Source organism: Geodermatophilus sp. CPCC 205761 (assembly GCF_051383655.1).
Classification (GTDB): Bacteria; Actinomycetota; Actinomycetes; order Mycobacteriales; family Geodermatophilaceae; genus Geodermatophilus.
Genome location: NZ_JALPKQ010000002.1, coordinates 111,309 through 127,790 on the forward strand (window position 1 = coordinate 111,309; position 16,482 = coordinate 127,790).

15 protein-coding genes are annotated in these 16,482 nt (G+C 75.6%); 10 read left to right on the forward strand and 5 right to left on the reverse strand.

Going from position 1 to position 16,482, the window contains the following annotated elements; genetic code table 11:
* Positions 1-46 precede the first annotated feature (46 nt).
* Complete coding sequence (locus MY526_RS02050; RefSeq protein WP_436703125.1) at positions 47-1,090, reverse strand: LacI family DNA-binding transcriptional regulator; 1,044 nt, start codon at positions 1,088-1,090, stop codon at positions 47-49.
* A gap of 100 nt (positions 1,091-1,190) precedes the next feature.
* Here MY526_RS02050 and MY526_RS02055 point away from each other — a divergent pair, with 100 nt between their 5' ends.
* From MY526_RS02055 to MY526_RS02070, 4 genes are all read left to right on the forward strand, one after another.
* Complete coding sequence (locus MY526_RS02055) at positions 1,191-2,378, forward strand: phytanoyl-CoA dioxygenase family protein (RefSeq protein ID WP_436689487.1); 1,188 nt, start codon at positions 1,191-1,193, stop codon at positions 2,376-2,378.
* 19 nt (positions 2,379-2,397) lie between these two features.
* Positions 2,398-3,276, forward strand: a complete 879-nt coding sequence (locus tag MY526_RS02060) for a sugar phosphate isomerase/epimerase family protein (protein ID WP_436703126.1) — start codon at positions 2,398-2,400, stop codon at positions 3,274-3,276.
* Positions 3,277-3,356: 80 nt separating this feature from the next.
* On the forward strand, positions 3,357-3,776 hold the full coding sequence (locus MY526_RS02065) for a VOC family protein (protein ID WP_436689483.1): 420 nt from the start codon (positions 3,357-3,359) through the stop codon (positions 3,774-3,776).
* Positions 3,773-4,342, forward strand: coding sequence for a dihydrofolate reductase family protein (locus MY526_RS02070; protein WP_436703127.1), 570 nt, complete (start codon positions 3,773-3,775; stop codon positions 4,340-4,342). Before MY526_RS02065 ends, MY526_RS02070 begins: the two co-directional genes overlap by 4 nt.
* Before the next feature lie 15 nt (positions 4,343-4,357).
* On the opposite strand, the gene MY526_RS02075 is transcribed toward MY526_RS02070, so the two are convergent.
* A complete protein-coding gene (locus tag MY526_RS02075) occupies positions 4,358-5,023 on the reverse strand; it encodes a TetR/AcrR family transcriptional regulator (RefSeq protein WP_436703128.1) in 666 nt (221 codons plus the stop codon).
* 91 nt (positions 5,024-5,114) lie between these two features.
* Here MY526_RS02075 and MY526_RS02080 point away from each other — a divergent pair, with 91 nt between their 5' ends.
* Positions 5,115-6,323, forward strand: a complete 1,209-nt coding sequence (locus MY526_RS02080) for an FAD-dependent oxidoreductase (protein ID WP_436703129.1) — start codon at positions 5,115-5,117, stop codon at positions 6,321-6,323.
* A 91-nt stretch (positions 6,324-6,414) separates the two neighbouring features.
* On the opposite strand, the gene MY526_RS02085 is transcribed toward MY526_RS02080, so the two are convergent.
* The gene (locus MY526_RS02085; RefSeq protein WP_436703130.1) at positions 6,415-7,809 is read right to left on the reverse strand and encodes an FAD-binding oxidoreductase; all 1,395 of its coding nucleotides are present in this window, start codon (positions 7,807-7,809) and stop codon (positions 6,415-6,417) included.
* 172 nt (positions 7,810-7,981) lie between these two features.
* Here MY526_RS02085 and MY526_RS02090 point away from each other — a divergent pair, with 172 nt between their 5' ends.
* From MY526_RS02090 to MY526_RS02100, 3 genes are all read left to right on the forward strand, one after another.
* Positions 7,982-8,572 carry a carboxymuconolactone decarboxylase family protein gene (locus tag MY526_RS02090; protein ID WP_436689473.1) on the forward strand — a complete coding sequence of 197 codons (591 nt, stop codon included), beginning with the start codon at positions 7,982-7,984 and terminating at the stop codon, positions 8,570-8,572.
* On the forward strand, positions 8,569-9,447 hold the full coding sequence (locus MY526_RS02095) for an RNA polymerase sigma-70 factor (protein ID WP_436703131.1): 879 nt from the start codon (positions 8,569-8,571) through the stop codon (positions 9,445-9,447). The genes MY526_RS02090 and MY526_RS02095 overlap by 4 nt, the downstream gene beginning before the upstream one ends.
* A 125-nt stretch (positions 9,448-9,572) precedes the next feature.
* Positions 9,573-10,400 carry an NAD(P)H-binding protein gene (locus MY526_RS02100; RefSeq protein ID WP_436703132.1) on the forward strand — a complete coding sequence of 276 codons (828 nt, stop codon included), beginning with the start codon at positions 9,573-9,575 and terminating at the stop codon, positions 10,398-10,400.
* Positions 10,401-10,418: 18 nt separating this feature from the next.
* Here the strand turns inward: MY526_RS02100 and MY526_RS02105 are convergent, their stop codons facing one another.
* Together MY526_RS02105 and MY526_RS02110 are read right to left on the reverse strand one after the other, a co-directional pair.
* The gene (locus MY526_RS02105) at positions 10,419-13,325 is read right to left on the reverse strand and encodes an ATP-binding protein (RefSeq protein WP_436703133.1); all 2,907 of its coding nucleotides are present in this window, start codon (positions 13,323-13,325) and stop codon (positions 10,419-10,421) included.
* Between the two features lie 161 nt (positions 13,326-13,486).
* Positions 13,487-14,296 (reverse strand): hypothetical protein, encoded by an 810-nt coding sequence (locus tag MY526_RS02110; protein ID WP_436703134.1) that lies wholly within the window; start codon positions 14,294-14,296, stop codon positions 13,487-13,489.
* Positions 14,297-14,615: 319 nt separating this feature from the next.
* On the opposite strand from MY526_RS02110, the gene MY526_RS02115 reads away from it, so the two are divergent.
* Positions 14,616-15,788, forward strand: a complete 1,173-nt coding sequence (locus MY526_RS02115; RefSeq protein WP_436703135.1) for a sensor histidine kinase — start codon at positions 14,616-14,618, stop codon at positions 15,786-15,788.
* Complete coding sequence (locus tag MY526_RS02120; protein ID WP_436689462.1) at positions 15,785-16,459, forward strand: response regulator; 675 nt, start codon at positions 15,785-15,787, stop codon at positions 16,457-16,459. Before MY526_RS02115 ends, MY526_RS02120 begins: the two co-directional genes overlap by 4 nt.
* Positions 16,460-16,482 lie beyond the last annotated feature (23 nt).

The following is a 16,482-nucleotide window of genomic DNA, read 5'->3' on the forward strand; positions in this document are numbered from 1 at the left end:
CACAGCAGCGTCAACGTCGCCGATCCCTCAAATACCCATCAATGCCTCAGCGCCCGGACAGGGCATCGGCGGGCACGTTGTGCGGGGTGACCACCTGGACGCCGGAGTACCAGGAGCGCGGCGCGCCGGGGAGCGCACCGTGGGCCTGCATGACCACGTGGCAGGCGCGGCGCAGGTCGAGGGCGAGGTCGTGGTGCAGCACCGCCGACAGCCGCCCCTCCTGGAGCAGCGCGAGGTTCTCGGCGTCCAGGTCGTGGGCCACGAACGCGCGGCAGCGCCGCCCGGCGTCGGCGAAGGCGGCGAGGGTCGCGGCGTTGCCGCCGGTGGCGTACAGCGAGTAGGCGGCGGCGATCTCCGGATCGGCGTCGAGCGCCTCGCGGACCAGACCGCGCAGGACCTCGTCGTCCCCGCTGGGGTCGACCAGGTCGACCTGGCGCCGGCCGGGCCGCACCTGCCGCAGGGTCGCGCGGAAACCCATCTCGCGGTCGTCCTCGCCGCGGAAGGAGCCGGTTCCGCGGGTGACCAGCACCGCGCCGCCGTCGTCGCCGAGCCACTGGTCGAGCAGGTAGGCCGCGGTGGCCCCGGCGGCCCGGTTGTCCAGGCCGACGTAGCCGACCCGGCGGCTGGTCGGCAGGTCGGTGACCAGCGTGACGACGGGGACCCCGGCCTCGGCCAGCCGCTCCACCGCCGCGACGACCGGCGGGGTGTCGGGGGCCTTGAGGACGACGCCCTGCGAGCCGCGCCGCGCGATGCCGTCCAGCGTGGCCACCAGCTCCGGGATCGGCGGGGCCTCGGCGAGGTGGAACCGCGCGCGGAAGGTGGCCGGGCGCACCAGCGGCAGCTGGGACTCCAGCGCGGCCCGCACCGCCTGCGAGAAGCGGGCGGGCGCGTCGACGACCACGTCGAGGAAGAACGTCCGGCCGGTCAGCCGCACCTGCGACCGCTGCCGGTCCAGGTCGGCGATCGCGCGGTGCACCTCGTCCACCGTGCTCTGCCGGACGCCGCCGCGCCGGTTGAGGACACGGTCGACGGTCGCCTCGGACAGGCCGGCCTGCCGGGCGATCTCGCGGATCGGGTACGGGTGCGGCACGGGGCCATTCTGAGGGGGAAATGATGGCCCGGCGAGGTTGTGGGTCCGTCGCCGGCTCCGTCAGGCTCGGTCCACCCACCCCCTCCGGAAGGACGCCGTCATGCCCGCACCGGCCACCACCCGCACCGGCTCCGGCTGGTTCACCGCCGAGGACTGCCGCCTGACCGACTTCCGCGCCGTCGTCGAGACCCCGACCGACCTGGCCGACCACCCCCACGCCGACGAGGTGCGCGAGAACGTCCTGGTCTACGGCTCCCGGCTGCGCGAGCACGCCGCCACCCCGGAGGGGCGGCGCGAGGTCCAGGCCGAGCTCGCCCGCGCCCTCACCGACGGGCCCGGCATCGTCGTCTTCGCCGGCGCCTTCCCCGATCCCGCCGTCGTCGACCGGGCCACCGCCGTCTTCGAGTCGATGATCGCCGAGCAGAAGGCGGCGGGCGTGGTCGGCGGGGACCACTTCGCCACGCCCGGCGCCAACGACCGCGTCTGGGGTGCGCTGGACAAGTTCGCCGTCCGCGACCCGGAGGCCTTCGCCGCGTACTACGGCAACGACGTCATCGCGCTGGTGTCCGAGGCGTGGCTGGGCCCGAACTACCAGGTGACCAGCCAGGTCAACGTGGTCAACCCCGGCGGGAAGGCCCAGGTCGCGCACCGCGACTACCACCTGGGCTTCATGTCGGAGCAGCAGGCGCTGGCCTACCCGGCGCACGTGCACCGCCTCTCCCCCGCCATGACCCTGCAGGGCGCGGTGGCGCACTGCGACATGCCGGTGGTCACGGGCCCGACGATGTACCTGCCGCACTCGCAGAAGTACGCCCCCGGCTACGTGGGGTTCCACCAGCCGGAGTTCACCGCCTACTTCGACGAGCACTTCGTGCAGCTGCCGCTGGAGAAGGGCGACGCCGCGTTCTTCAACCCGGCGCTCTTCCACGGCGCCGGCACCAACCGGTCGGCCGACGTGCGCCGCATGGCCAACCTGCTGCAGGTGTCCTCCGCCTTCGGCCGGGCGATGGAGACCGTCGACCGGACGGCGATGGTCCGCGCGGTCTACCCGACGCTGCTGGAGCTGGCCGGCCGCGGCACCGACGAGCGCACGCTGCGCAACGTGGTCGCCGCCGCCGCCGAGGGGTACGCGTTCCCGACCAACCTCGACCGCGACCAGCCGATCGGCGGCCTGGCGCCCGAGAGCCAGGCCGAGCTGGTCCTCCGCGCGCTGCAGGCCCGCTGGACCCCCGACGCGCTGGACGCCGAGCTCACCGCTCACACCCAGCGGCGCGCCAGCGCCCTCTGACTGAGGACCACGAGCGGAGATGGACGACGGAACCGCCGCCGAGGAGCTGCTGGCCACCTGCTGGACGACGGCAGGCGACGCTGCGCCGTCACGGGAGGACTGGCGCAGCCCGGTCCCGCTGCGGGAGCGGATCGAGGCGGCGGCCGCCGCGGGGTTCACCGGCTTCGGGGTGCTCGCCGTCGACCTGGCCGTCGCCGAGCGGGAGCACGGCCTGGCCGGCGTCCGGGCGATGCTGGCCGACAACGGCATCGTCCACCTGGAGCTGGAGGGGCTGCCCGACTGGTGGAGCGAGGGCGCGGAGCGGGCCCGGTCGGACGGGCTGCGCCGGTTCGTCCTGACCGCCGCCGAGGCGCTCGGCGCCCGCCACCTCAAGGTCACCCCCGACACCAGCGGGGCGCCGTGGGACCCCGGGCACTGGGCGGCCGAGTTCGCGCTGCTCGCCGCCCAGGCCGCCGACGCCGGGGCCCGGCTGGGCATCGAGTTCCTGCCCTGGTCCAACATCCCGACCGCCGCCGACGCGCTGCGACTCGTCGAGGAGGCCGGCCACCCCGCAGGCGGGGTCGTCGTCGACGTCTGGCACGTCGAGCGTGCCGGCACGCCGGCGGCCGAGCTCGCGGCGCTCCCGCTGCACCGGATCGTCGGCGTGGAGCTCGACGACGCCGACGCCGACGTCGTCGGCACGCTGTTCGAGGACACCGTGGACCGGCGTCGCTACTGCGGCGAGGGGTCCTTCGACCTGCCCGGCGTCGTCACCGCCCTGCGCACCGCCGGCTGGCGCGGCCCCTGGGGCGTCGAGATCCTCTCCACCGGGCACCGCCGGCTCGACGTCCGGCAGGCCGCCGCGCACGCCGCGACCACCGCCCGGACGCTGCTCCAGGCCCCTCCCGTCCAGCGGTGACCACGGCCGGACCGATGAGCACCGGGGTCCCGGCCGGTCTCCCCTCTCGTCCGGCCCACCACGACGACGGGAGCACCCCGATGAGGACCTCGCACCTCGGACTCCGGGTGGCCGACCTCGAGCGGTCGCTCGCCTTCTACACGGCCGTCGGGTACGAGGTGGTGGGGACCGTCCCCGAGACCGAGATCGGGCACCTGACCATGCTCAAGCTGCCCGGCGACGACGTCGTCACCATCGAGCTGGTCCACGATCCCGCCCGGGGTGAGATCGGCCCCGGTACCCGGCTCAGCCATCTCGTGATCTCGGTGGAGTCGCTGGACACGACCATCGCCGACCTCGCCGCCCGGGGCGTCGACGCGGAGCCGCCCGGCTCGCCGGACGGCTCGGGCGAGCTCCGGACGACGTGGATCACCGATCCGGACGGCAACCGGATCGAGCTGGTCCAGTGGCCACCGGGTCACCCCCAGGGCCTGACCGCCGCCGACTGGCCGGACCGATGACCGCGCCCATCCGGCTCTACATGTCGATGTCGCTGGACGGCTTCATCGCCGGACCGGACGACCGGCCGGGGCAGGAGCTCGGCCGCGACGGCGGGCGGTTGTTCAACTGGCTCGACGACCGCATGTCTCCGGGGCCGAACGGGCAGGTGTTCGCCGAGGCCATGGCCACCGGCGCCGTGATCTCCGGACGGCGCACCTTCGAGCTCGCCGGTCGCTGGAACGGCGACCACCACGACGGCGTGCCGATCCACGTGCTGACCCACCACGTCGACGACGGTGACGTACCGCCGGGCACCACGACGTTCCACACCGACGTCCCCGAGTGCGCCCGTGCGGCCCGGGCCGACGCGGGCGACCGTGCCGTCATGGTGCACGGCGCGGGCGCGGCGCAGGCCCTGCTCAGGGCGGGCCAGCTCGACGAGCTGGAGATCCACCTCGTCCCGGTCCTGCTGGGCGCCGGCCGCCGGCTGTTCGACGCCGGGGACGGCCGGCGCGTCGAGCTGGAGCTGGTCCGGCGGCTCGACGGCCGCGACGCGACCCACCTGCGCTACCGCGTCCGGCACTGACCGTACCGAGGCCGCTCAGCCCGGGACGTCGCCGAGCAGGTAGCGCACCGCCGTCTCCCCCAGGTCGGCGACGAACGCGGCGTCGCCGACCGGCTCCGGCGTGGTGAAGCCGGGACCGTAGGCCAGCCGCAGGATCGTCGTCGAGAACGTCGAACCGAAGCAGCTGCGCACGGCGCGCTCCGGGTCGTCGTGCGTGATCGCCTCCCGGGCGCGCAGGACGACGCCGGCGAACAGGCCGGCGAGCTCGTGCACGTAGTGCCCGCCGCGCGCCTGGACGTCGGGGTGGACGCCGGAGACGAGCACGACGGCGCGCAGGAAGCGCCGGTGCCGCAGCGAGATGCCGACGAGCTGGGCGACGGCCTCGCGGACCAGCGCAGCGGGAGCCAGCCCGGACCAGTGCGCGGCGTCGGAGAAGACCGCCTGCTCGGCGCGGATGCCGGCGATGCCGTGCTCGTAGACGGCGAGGAACAGCCCGTCCTTGCTGGTCGTGCGCGCGTAGATGGCGGGAGGGGCGACCTGCGCGCGCTCGCAGACCGCCGCGATCGTGAAGGCGTCGTAGCCGCCGTCCTCGAGGAGCCCCACGCCGGCGTCGAGCACCCGGTTCCACGCCTCGCGGCTGCGGCGCTGCTTGGGCGGGCGCACCTCGAGGTCGGCGGACGGGATCGAGTCGGCAGCACCCATGGCGCCCATCCTCCCCGGCTGGAGCGGGCACTACAGTCCGCCGTCAACAATAGCGCACGCTACTGTTTCAGTCGACACGACGGAGCGTCCCGTGACCCCTTCCTCCCCGTCCGCCGCCCGTGGCCGCGTCGCGGTCCTCGGTGCCGGGCCGGCCGGCATGGCCGCCGCGCTCGGAGCGATCAGGGCCGGCCACGACGTCGTCGTCTACGAGCGCTACCGGGAGGCACGGCCGGCCGGCAACATCCTCAACCTGTGGCCGCCGCCGCTGAAGGCGCTGCGTGCGCTCGGCGTGGACACCGACGACCTCGGCGCGCCGACTCACTCGGAGTTCCGCAACGTCCGGGGCCGGGTCCGCGTCGACGTCAAGCTCGACGAGGACGTGCAGCGGGCCTTCGGCGGTGGCTTCATCGGCCTGCTCCGCCCGGAGCTCTACGAGCGGATGCTCGCCGCGATCCCGGGCGGGGTGATCCGCTTCGACCAGCAGGTGGACCGGATCGAGCAGGACGACCGGGCCGTCACGCTGCACTTCGCCGACGGCAGCAGGGCCGAGCACGACGTGCTGATCGGGGCCGACGGCATCGACTCCCTGGTGCGCCGCACCCTGTGGGGCGACGCGCCCAAGCGCGAGCACCGGCTGCACATCTTCGGCGGCTTCACCTTCGCCGAGGTCCCGGGGACCGTGCCGAACACGTGCGTCCTCACCCACAGCCGGACGACCCAGGGCAGCTGGACGTCGATCCGGCACAAGGGCCGTGACGGCCACCAGTGGTGGGTGCTCACCGCCACCGACCCCGAGGCCCCGGCTCCGGCGGACCTCAAGGCGTCGGCCACCGAGCTCGCCGCGGAGTTCCCCGCTCCGCTCCCCGGCCTGATCGCCGCGACGGAGCCGGAGAACGTCCAGCGCTGGGTGCTGCGCGACCGCCCCCCGCTGAAGCAGTGGTCGAAGGGGCGCGCCACGCTCGTCGGCGACGCCGCGCACCCGACCTCCCCCTACGCCGCGTACGGCGCCGGCATGTCGATCGAGGACGGCTACTTCCTCGGCCGGGCCCTCCGCGGCGTCGACCTCACCGACCTCGCCGCCGTCCAGCGGGCGCTGCAGTCCTACGAGGCCCCGCGCAAGCCGCACACGGCCAGGCAGGTGCAGATGGCCTGGGTGCTCGGAAAGGTGTTCCACCACGCGCCGGCGCCGCTGCGGGCGGTGCGCGACTTCGTCTTCGACCACACGCCGTTCCTGCAGAAGGTGGCCGGCGACTCCAACCCGCGCGAGATCAACAAGCAGCTCGCGCTGATCGGCGACTGAGCCGTGCTCGTCGTCCTCGGCAGCGCCACCGCCGCTCCGGGGCGGGGCGGCCGCGGTCCGGGACGTCCTACCGCGGAGCCGACCGGAGCTCTCAGCCGGGAGGGATGTTCTGGTTGACGTGGAAGACGTTCCCGGGGTCGTGGCGGCGCTTCACCTCGACGAGCCGCTGGTACTTCGCGGGTCCGAAGACCGTGCGGGGGTCGAAGCCGCGGTGGCCGGCCGGCTCGAGGCCCTGGAAGTTGGCGTAGTGGCCCCCGGTCGCGAACGGCTCCATGTCGGCGGACATGCCGCGGACGAACCCGACCCGCTCGTCGTCGTCGGCCGGGTCGGTCCAGAACCCGTAGATGTTGAGCCAGAACCGGGCGGCCCGGTTGGGGAACGGCGTGGCGCCCTCCGCCACCCGGCCGAACGCGCCACCCATGTGGTGGACGTCGAACGCGGTGCCGGACCAGGTCTGCTCCGTTCCGCGGCCGACCAGCACGTCGACCACGTCGGCGTCCAGCCGGTCGAAGGAGGTGTTGCGCCAGTACGCCCGCGATCCCTTGGGGAACAGCGGGTCGAAGACGGCCTGCCACTCGACCCACCGCATGTCGCCGATCTCCTCCTGGTCGGGCGGGGCGAGCGCGCGCAACCGTCCGACGTGGGCCTCGCCCGCGGCACGGTCGGGTGAGGCCCACGCGAAGCCGATGAACAGCAGGGGCTCGTCCCCCATCTCGGCGACGGGTGGCGGGGTCAACGTCGTCGTGATCGCCTGCATCGCGTCCGGCAGGTCGCGCGTCCACTCCTCCAGCGCCGCCCACGCCTGCCGCCAGCGGTCCGGCCCGAACACCAGGTTGCCGGCGAACAGCTGCGGGCCGTGCCGGTGCCCGCGGAAGGTGAAGGCGGTGACCACCCCGAAGTTGCCGCCGCCGCCGTGCAGGGCCCAGAAGAGCTCGGGGTCGTGCGTCTCGTCGACGGTGAGCTGCCGCCCGTCGGCCGTCACCAGGTCCACCGAGACCAGGTTGTCGGCGGCCAGCCCGTGGGCCCGGGTCAGCCAGCCGACGCCCCCGCCGAGGGTGAGCCCCGCGATCCCGGTGCTCGACACCACCCCCATCGGCACGACCAGCCCGTGCGGCTCGGTGGCTGCGTCGATGTGGGCCAGGGTGGCACCCGCCTCCACGCGCACGGTCGCCGTCGCCGGGTCCACCGTCACGGCGGACAGGTCGGCGAGGTCGAGCACGATCCCGTCGTCGACCGAGCCGTTGCCTGCGACGTTGTGCCCACCTCCGCGCACGGCCAGGGCGAGCCCGTGCTCCCGGGCGAAGGCGATGGTGGGTGCGACGTCGTCCGCGCTCGACGCCCGGACCACGGCGGCCGGTCTGCGGTCGATCATCCCGTTCCAGATGGCACGGGCCTCGTCGTACCGCGGGTCGCCCGGCGCGGTCACGGTGCCCGCCACGCGGGCACGGAGATCGTCCAGCTCATGGCGCAGCGTGGAAGTGGTCACGGCACGTCCCCCCGGCACTCGGCCCCCCGCGGGGCATCATGCTTCGCCGGGTGGCCGGGAACGGTCAAGGTCGGACGGTGAGGTGACCTGCGGCCGAGGAGATCCGCCGGAGGCTGTCACGGATCGGCCGCGGCCGGTGTCTCCATGTCGAGACCAGCAGCGAGGAGGAGACATGACCAGCACCACCCGCGTCCCCCCGGCCGAGATCACCGGCGTCTACGGCGCCGTCCTCAAGGGGGTCAGCAGGAAGATGCTCGGCGAGGTGCCCGAGGCCCTCGGCGTCCTGTGGCACCACCGGCCGGTGCTGCGGTTCAGCTTCGGCCTGGGCCGGAGGTCCGCGCGGTGGCACGCGTGCGACGAGGACCTGAAGTCCTACGCCCACATGGCGGTGGCGGCGCTGATCGGCTGCTCGTTCTGCCTGGACCTGGGGTACTTCGAAGCGCACAACAAGGGGCTCGACGAGGCCAAGGCCCGCGAGGTGCCGCGGTGGCGCGAGTCCGACGTGTTCACCCCGCTGGAGCGCGACGTCCTGGAGTACGCCGAGGCCATGTCGCAGACGCCGCCGACCGTCACCGACGAGCTCTCCGCCCGGCTCCTGGACCGGCTGGGCGCGCCGGCCCTCGTCGAGCTCACCACGTTCGTCGCGCTGGCCAACCTGTACGCGCGCTCGAACGTCGCCCTCGGCATCGAGGCCGCGGGCCTCGCGGCCTCGTGCGGCCTGGCGCCGCTGGCGCGGCCGGACGGGGCAGTGCAGCCGGCATGACCGACGACCCGTTCGTCGCCCACCGCAGCCTGCTGTTCACGGTCGCCTACGAGATGCTCGGCTCCGCCGCCGACGCGGAGGACGTCGTCCAGGAGGCCTGGCTGCGGTGGGCTGACCTCGGGGACGCGGCCCGGGCCGACGTCCGCGACCCGCGGGCCTACCTGGTGCGGATCGTCACCCGGCAGGCGCTCAACCGGCTGCGCACGCTGGCCCGGCGGCGCGAGGAGTACGTCGGCGAGTGGCTGCCCGAGCCGCTGCTCACCAGCCCCGACGTGGCCGAGGACGTCGAGCTCGCCGAGAGCGTCTCCTTCGCGATGCTGACCGTGCTGGAGACCCTCGGCCCCACCGAGCGGGCGGTGTTCGTGCTCCGCGAGGTGTTCGAGACGCCGTACGACGAGATCGCCGAGACGATCGGCAGGTCGCCGGCGGCGGTGCGGCAGATCGCGCACCGCGCCCACGAGCACGTGGCCGCGCGGCGGCCGCGGGTGCAGGTGAGCCGGGCCGAGCGGGAGGCCGTCGTGGCACGGTTCCTGGCCGCGGTCCGCGGCGGCGACCTGCAGGGGCTGCTGGCTGTGCTGGCGCCCGACGTCGTCGTCGTGGCCGACGGCGGCGGTGTGGTCGCCGCGGCCCGCCGCCCGATCCAGGGTGCCGCCCGGGTGGCCGCACTCCTGGCCGGCCTGGTCCGGCTGCCGGTCAGCCTGGAGGTCGTGCCGGTGTGGCTCAACGGCGGCCCGGCGGCACGCATCGACGTCGACGGCGAGCTGGACACCGTGGTGAGCCTGGCGATCGAGGACGGCCGGATCACCCGGGTCTACGCGGTCCGCAACCCGCACAAGCTGGCCCGGGTGGACGAGGAGGCCGAGCTCAGCCGGTGACCGGGCGCGGATGAGTAGTTCGGCGGATGTCCCGGACGGGCGGGCCGGTCAAGGTGGAGCCGTCCCGGTGCCCCTTCCGGGACGACCAGAGGGCCCCTCGCGGCCTGCGTTTCTCGGGAGTCGTCATGATCGTCGTGTCAGCAGCCACCGGTCAGTACGGCCGGCTCGTGGTCGAGCGCCTGCTGGAGCGCGTGCCCGCGGCCGAGGTCGCCGTCGCGGTCCGGAACCCCGCGAGCGCCGCGGACCTCGCCGAGCGGGGGGTCGACGTCCGTCTCGGGGACTACGACCGGCCGGAGAGTCTCCGGACGGCGTTCGACGGCGCGGACCGGCTCCTGTACGTCTCCGGTACCGACCTGGGCGCCCGCATCCCCCAGCACCGCAACGTCGTCGCCGCCGCGCTGGACGCGGGTGTCGGCGGCATCGCCTACACCAGCGGGCTGGGGGCCGACGTGGTCGAGGAGGGGGTCCTCGGCGAGCACCACGCCGGTGAACAGGCGATCCTGCGGTGCGGGCTGCCCGCCACCGTGCTCAGGCACCCCATCTACTCGGACTTCTTCATCAGCCCCGACCTCGCCGCCGCGATCGAGACGGGCGAGCTGATCAGCAGCACGCGTGGGCGCGGGCTGAACACGGCGACCCGCGCCGACCTCGCCGAGGCGGCCGCCGTCGTCCTCACCGACGGGAACCGCTTCGGGAGGGCCTACGACTTCACCGGCCGGCTCTGGACGTACCCGCAGCTGGCCGCCGTGCTGACCGGGCTCAGCGGCCGCCCGGTGGTCCACCGCGACGTCGACGAGGACGAGGGGATCATCGGGATGCTGGGGATCGGCCCGTTCATCCGCACCGGCGGGTTCGAGTACCAGACCGGGGATCTCGAGGCGGTCCTCGGTCATCCGGCCACCAGCCTGGAGGACGCCGTCGCGGCGGCGCTCCCGGCCCGCACTCCGGCCTGAGCTGAGCCGGCGGCGGCACTACCCGTCCGCGCGGATCGTCCCCCGCACGGTGCGGACGGCGAGCTGGCTCCGGTTGGCCAGGCCCAGCTTGGTGAGGATGTGCTGGACGTGGTTCTGCGCGGTGCGCTCGGAGAGGTGGAGGCGGCCAGCGATCTGCCGGTTCGTCAGGCCCTCCGCGACGAGGGCGGCCACCTCCCGCTCCCGGGCGGTGAGCGGATCGGCCCGCCCGCCGTCGAGCCGCCGGGCCAGGTCGCGGGCCCGGTCCGCCCACGGGCGCATGCCGAGCGCCGTGGCCCGCTCCGCCGCGTCGGCGGCCAGCCGCCGCGCACGGGTGCGGTCACCGGTCCGGCCGCGGCGGGCCAGCACGGCCGCCAGCTCGTACCCGGCCTGGACGGCGAACCCGGCCGCGCCGTTGGCCGTGGAGGCCCGGACGGCCGACTCGAGGTCGGCGATCGCCTCGTCGTGCCGGCCGAGGTGGCCGGCGGCCATCCCCAGGTACAGGTCCACCGGGCCGTCGTAGGCGATGGCGCCGGCTCCGCTGACGGCGTGCTGGCCGCGGAAGGGGGCCAGCCGCTCGCGCAGGACCGCGACGTCGTCCCGCAGGTCGAGGGCGATCGCGGTGCCGATCCCGAAGGTGAAGCAGACCGTCGTGGTGTGCGGGATCGGCCGCCAGCCGGCGGGTGGCCCCAGCCGGCGGTGGACCGTGGCGGCCTCCGGCAACCGACCGGTGACCGCCAGCAGGTACGCCGCGGCGGCGGAGAAGATCACCTCCTCGGTCGGGAAGTCCAGGTCACCGCCGTCGGCACCCGGACGGCCCGGCGGCCGCAGCCCGGTCAGGTCCGCCTCGTCGCCGGTGTGCAGTGCGACCCCGGCCAGCAGGCCGGTGCGGTTGATGACCGCCGACCCGTGACCGGTGGCGGACGGCGGGAGCGCGGCCAGGGCGTCGTCGGCCAGCCGGCGCGCGTCGGCGAAGCGGGCCCGCGACTGGGCCAGCACGGCGCGGCACTGCAGCACGTGCCACCGCGCCACCGGGCTGCGGACCTCCTCGGCGCACTGCGCCAGCGGTCCGATCTCCCGGTCCACGGCGGTCAGATCCCCGTGCTGGAAGGCGACGTCGATCCGCCACAGGTGCGCCCACATCCGCGTGCGGGGGTCCCGGGTGACGCTGCCGAGCGCGGCCATGCGCTCGGCCAGGTCCGACCGCTCGTCGACGCCGTCCGGACCCGTCGCCACCAGCTGCCGGGCGCGGATCGCGGCCGCCAGGGTGGACGGGTCGCCGGACGCCTCGGCCGCGGTGAGCGCCTGCCCGCTGGCGGCGCGCGCGGCATCGACGTCGCCCAGGTACATGCAGGTGTCGGAGAGGGTCGCCAGCACCCTGGCCCGGAGCGCGGAGGGGTGGGGTTCCATGCCGGCCAGCGCCTCCTCGCACCACCGGCGGAGGGTCACCTCCGACTCCACGTCGGGCAACCCGCCCTCGAGCACGACGGCCGCCTCCGCCAGCAGGTCGGCCCGTCCGAGCCGGCGGGCGATGGCGGCGGCCTGGCGGCTGACGGTCGGCCGTTCGGAGAGGTCTCCGGCCAGTCGGAGCGCCGTGCCGGCGTCGATCAGGAGCCGGCACCGGAGGCCGTCGTCGAGGTCTCCCGCGCCGACCGTCACCGCGAGGCGGTAGAGCCGGGCGGCCTCCTCGTAGGCCAGGCGGTGCCCGGCCTCCTCCGCCGCCCGCCGGATCCAGGCGGCGGCGCGGGCGCGCTCGCCCGCCACGGCGGCGACCGCCCAGTGCCGGGCGAGGTCGGCGAGCCGGCCGTCCGACGTCCCGTCGAGCGGGGGCTCGAGGGCCTCGGCCGCGCGGCGGTGCAGTCGCACCCGCTCGGACGTGCCGAGGTCCGCCTCCACCGCGTCGTGGACCAGGTCGTGCGGGAACCGGAACCGCCCCGCCACCGCGGTGGCCTCCACCATCCCGGCCGCCGCCGCCTCGTCCAGCACGGTCAGGCACGCCAGCACCGGGACGTCGAGCACCCGGGCGACCGTGGGCGCGGCGAACTCCCGCCCGATGACCGACGCCGCGGCCAGCGCCCGCGCCGAGCCGGCCGACAGCCGCCCCAGCCGCGCCGCGATCGCCGCCCGCACGCCGTCCGGGACGGGCGCGTCCGCGGCCCCCGCCCGCGGGTCCCCCAGCGTCCGGGCGACCTCGCGGACGAAGAACGGGTTGCCCCCGGTCCGGGCGTGCACCCGCTCGACGTCGCCGTCGCTGAGGCTCCGTCCGAGGAGCGCGGTCAGCTGGGCGCCGACGGCCGGGGCGGGGAGACCGCGCAGGTGCAGCACCTCGGTGACCGGCTCGAGTCGCAGCTCGGTCACGACGGGCGCGACCGGCTCGGTGTCCCGGTGGGTGGCGACGACGAGGAGCCGCTGGCCGGCCATCGTCCCGACGACGTGCCGGAGCAGCAGGAGCGAGGCCGGGTCGGCGCGGTGGAGGTCGTCGAGGACGACGAGCACCGGCCGGGCGCGGGTGACCTCCCGCAGGAGCCGGGCGACCGCGTCGAACGACCGGAAGCGCGTGACGTCGGAGGGGCCGACCTCGGTGCGGCCCGGCCCGTCGGGGAAGAGGTCGGGTGCCAGGGAACCGAGGTCCGCCTCCAGCCGGGATGCCGCGGCGACGGCCCGGAGGTCGACGGAGTCGGCCAGCGCGCGCAGGACCTGGCGCCACGGCCAGAACGGCGGGGCCCCCGTCGCCTCAGCGGTCGCACCCCAGGCCGTGGCGACGTCCCGGGAACCGGCGAGCGCGCCCAGTTCCTCGGTGAGCCTCGTCTTGCCGATCCCCGGCTCGCCTCGGCACAGCACGAGGCGCGCCCGGCCGGCGATGGCCCCGTCGAGGCAGTCGACGAGCAGGGCGAGCTCGTGCCGTCGTCCCACCAGTTCGGTCCGCATCGCCCCGCCTCCAGGGCTCCCTACGCCCAGCGGCGTCCCGTGGGCTGCGGACCAGGGGACACCGGTGTCCCCGAGCAGCCCAGGGCACATCGTCCCCCTCGGGCACGGGTGGCCCCCCACGGCACGGTCGCCGTGGGGGGCCCGTCGACTGCGGAGGTGCGTCAGGAGACCGGCGCCCGGGGCGTGGACCAGTCCCACTGCGGCTGCCGGTACTGCACCGACGGGTCCTCCGGCCGCCGGGACGCCCGGACCAGCAGGCGCGCGGCGGGGACGGTCAGCACCGAGCCGACGACCAGCGCGGCCCAGCCGACGCCGCCGAGCGCGGGTGCCTCGGCACCGATCCGGGCCTCGACGTCCACCCCCGCCGAGCCGTCGGCGTTCATCACCACGAAGGCCCACTCGCCGTCCGCCGGCTCCCAGGTGACCTCCTGGGTGCCCGCACCGGCGGCCGCCGCGATCCAGAAGTCCTGGTCGCCGGGGAGCGCCGCCGGCGCGCCGCCGGGCAGCTCGTCGCTGCGGCTCGCCGGCCCGTCGAAGCCCAGGCCGTCGACGACGGTCCGCTGGACGCCGTCGAGGTACTCCGCCACGTCGGTGGCCGCGGCGACGCCCACGAACACCTCGCCCGCTCCGGTGCCGGTCACCTCGAGCCGGGCGGTGCCCAGGCTGTCGGGCAGGGGCAGCCAGTCGGGTGCGGCGGCGAGGTCGATGCGGTCGCTCACCAGCGCGTGGCCCGCGGACGTGAAGCCGTCCCGCGGCGAGACGACGAAGCCGTCCGACCGGTCCAGCGAGTGGGCCCACAGCAGGGTCCCTCCGCCGGCGAGCAGCCCGAGGCCGGGCAGGAGCAGCAGGGCGCCCGCGAGGCCGGCGGCGACCCGCCGGGTGCGGGTGGTCCGGCGGGACGGCGCCGGCCAGCCGGGGGGCGCGGGCCAGGCCTGCGCGGTCGGCCACTCGGGTGCGGGGTCGGTGGTCATGGCGTCCCTCCAGTGGGGATCGACGGGTCGAGGAGCGCCGGGAGGGCCGAAGTGGCCACTTCGGCCCTCCCGGTCGGAGCGCTCGAGCGGGCGCAGGGGGTGAGCCGGCTGGAGGTTCCTGTGCCGGGGTCGTGCAGGACCACCCTCTCCGCCGGCGCGGCCCGCCACGAGCCTCGGACGGAGCGATCGGGGGCCCCGCGCGAGTGGTCCGTCCGGAACCGCCGGCACCCCGCGCCGGCCCGTCGCCTCCCTCGCGCGAGGGACCCCGGCCGACTCCCAGGGGTGTCGCCTTCCGCCGCCCGCGGGGACACGATGGGAGGTGTCGACGTCGACGACCCCGATCGCGGCCCCGTCGCGTGCGCGCCGGCCCTGGAGCGGCACCCGCGGGGACGCGGTGCTCGCCGTCGCCATGGCCGTCGTCTCGGTCGGCCTGGTCCTCGCGATGCCTGCCGGGCCTCCCTACGAGCCGACGGACGCGGTCACGCTCGTCGTCGCCGCCGCCGGGCCGCTGGCGCTGATCTGGCGCCAGACGGCGCCGCTGGTGGCGCAGGCCGGAGCCAGCCTGGCCATCGTGGCGACGGCGGCCGCCGGCTCACCGATCGACTTCCTCGCCTGGCCGGCCTGGTTCGCCCTGTTCAGCTGCTTCGTGGTCGGCGGGCGCCGGCTCCGGGCGGCGGCCACCGCCCTCGCGGCGCTGGGCGTCGCCGGCTACGTGGCCTTCGACCACGGCGACCCGGTGAGCGCGCTGCCCTCGATCATGGTCAGCTTCCTCGTGGCCACGCTCGCCGGAGCCCTCGCCAGCCGGCAGACGCGCGCGGTGGCCGCCGAGGCCGCCCACGCGGCCGAGAGCCGGAGACAGGCGCTGGAGGCCGAGCGCCTCCTCGCGCAGGAACGCGGCCGGCTGGCCCGCGAGCTGCACGACTCGCTCGGGCACACGGTCAACGTGATGGTCCTGCAGGCCGGCGTCGGACGGCGGGTGTTCGCGGACAACCCGGCCTACGCGCACGAGGCGCTGGGATCCATCGAGACGGCGGGGCGGGCGGCGCTCGACGAGCTGAACCGGCTGCTCCGGGTGCTCCAGCCCGACCGGGGCGGGACGGCGGAGCCGTTCGCGCCGACGCTGGCCGACCTGGAGGAGATGGCCGAGCGGATCCGGGCGACCGGCCGTCAGGTGGAGCTGCGGACCAACGAGGTCGAGGTACCGGCCGGAGCCGCCCGGGCGGTCTACCGGATCGCCCAGGAGGCCCTGACCAACGCCGTCCGCCACACGCCGTCCGGCCGGATCCGGATCGAGCTGCGGCGGAGCGGTTCCCAGCTCCTGCTCGAGGTCCTCAACGAGTGCCCGCCGCTCCCCGCTCCGGTACCGGGGCACGGGCTGGTCAACATGCGCGAGCGGGCCCGGCTCGAGGGCGGCGAGCTGGAGGCCGCGCCGGTGGACGGCGGGTTCCGGGTGCGCGCGGTGCTGCCCGTCGGCGCGGCGGTGGCCCCGTGATCGGCGTCCTGCTCGCCGACGACGACGTCCTCGTCCGCAGCGGGCTGCGCGCCCTGCTCGACGCCGAGGAGGACATCACGGTCGTCGGCGAGGCGGCCGACGGGCGGGAGGCCGTGGAGCGCGCCCGCACGCTGCACCCCGACGTGGTCCTCATGGACGTCCGGATGCCGCGGGTGGACGGCGTCCAGGCCACCCGGGAGATCGCCTCCTGGCCACGGCGGCCGAGGGTGCTCGTCCTCACCACGTTCGACCTGGACGACGTGGTCGACGACGCCCTGGAGGCGGGGGCCGACGGCTTCCTCCTGAAGCGGGCCACACCGGAGCAGCTCATCGACGGCATCCGGACCGTCGCCGCCGGGGACGCACTGGTCGCGCCGGCCGTCACCCGCCGGCTCCTGGCCGCCTACGCCGGCCGGCGGGCACCCGACCGGGAGCGGCTCCAGCTGGCCGCGCACCTCACCGAGCGCGAGGCCGACATCCTCCGCGCCATCGCCGACGGCCTGTCCAACGCCGAGATCGCCGGCCGGGTCTGGCTCTCGCCGGAGACGGTCAAGACGCACGTCAAGAGCATCCTGGCCAAGCTCGGCGTCCGTGACCGCACCCAGGCGGTCGTGTGGGCCTACCGGACCGGCTTCGTCGACCCCTCGGCGGGCGACGACCAGCGGCGCTAGCGACGGGCGCCGGCGGCGGTGGC

Bases quoted from the DNA above. Each gene is read 5' to 3' on its own strand.
- MY526_RS02055 (WP_436689487.1), top strand. From the start codon at position 1,191: ATGCCCGCACCGGCCACCACCCGCACCGGCTCCGGCTGGTTCACCGCC.
- MY526_RS02060 (WP_436703126.1), top strand. From the start codon at position 2,398: ATGGACGACGGAACCGCCGCCGAGGAGCTGCTGGCCACCTGCTGGACG.
- MY526_RS02065 (WP_436689483.1), top strand. From the start codon at position 3,357: ATGAGGACCTCGCACCTCGGACTCCGGGTGGCCGACCTCGAGCGGTCG.
- MY526_RS02070 (WP_436703127.1), top strand. From the start codon at position 3,773: ATGACCGCGCCCATCCGGCTCTACATGTCGATGTCGCTGGACGGCTTC.
- MY526_RS02075 (WP_436703128.1), bottom strand. From the start codon at position 5,023: ATGGGTGCTGCCGACTCGATCCCGTCCGCCGACCTCGAGGTGCGCCCG.
- MY526_RS02090 (WP_436689473.1), top strand. From the start codon at position 7,982: ATGACCAGCACCACCCGCGTCCCCCCGGCCGAGATCACCGGCGTCTAC.
- MY526_RS02095 (WP_436703131.1), top strand. From the start codon at position 8,569: ATGACCGACGACCCGTTCGTCGCCCACCGCAGCCTGCTGTTCACGGTC.
- MY526_RS02100 (WP_436703132.1), top strand. From the start codon at position 9,573: ATGATCGTCGTGTCAGCAGCCACCGGTCAGTACGGCCGGCTCGTGGTC.
- MY526_RS02105 (WP_436703133.1), bottom strand. From the start codon at position 13,325: ATGCGGACCGAACTGGTGGGACGACGGCACGAGCTCGCCCTGCTCGTC.
- MY526_RS02110 (WP_436703134.1), bottom strand. From the start codon at position 14,296: ATGACCACCGACCCCGCACCCGAGTGGCCGACCGCGCAGGCCTGGCCC.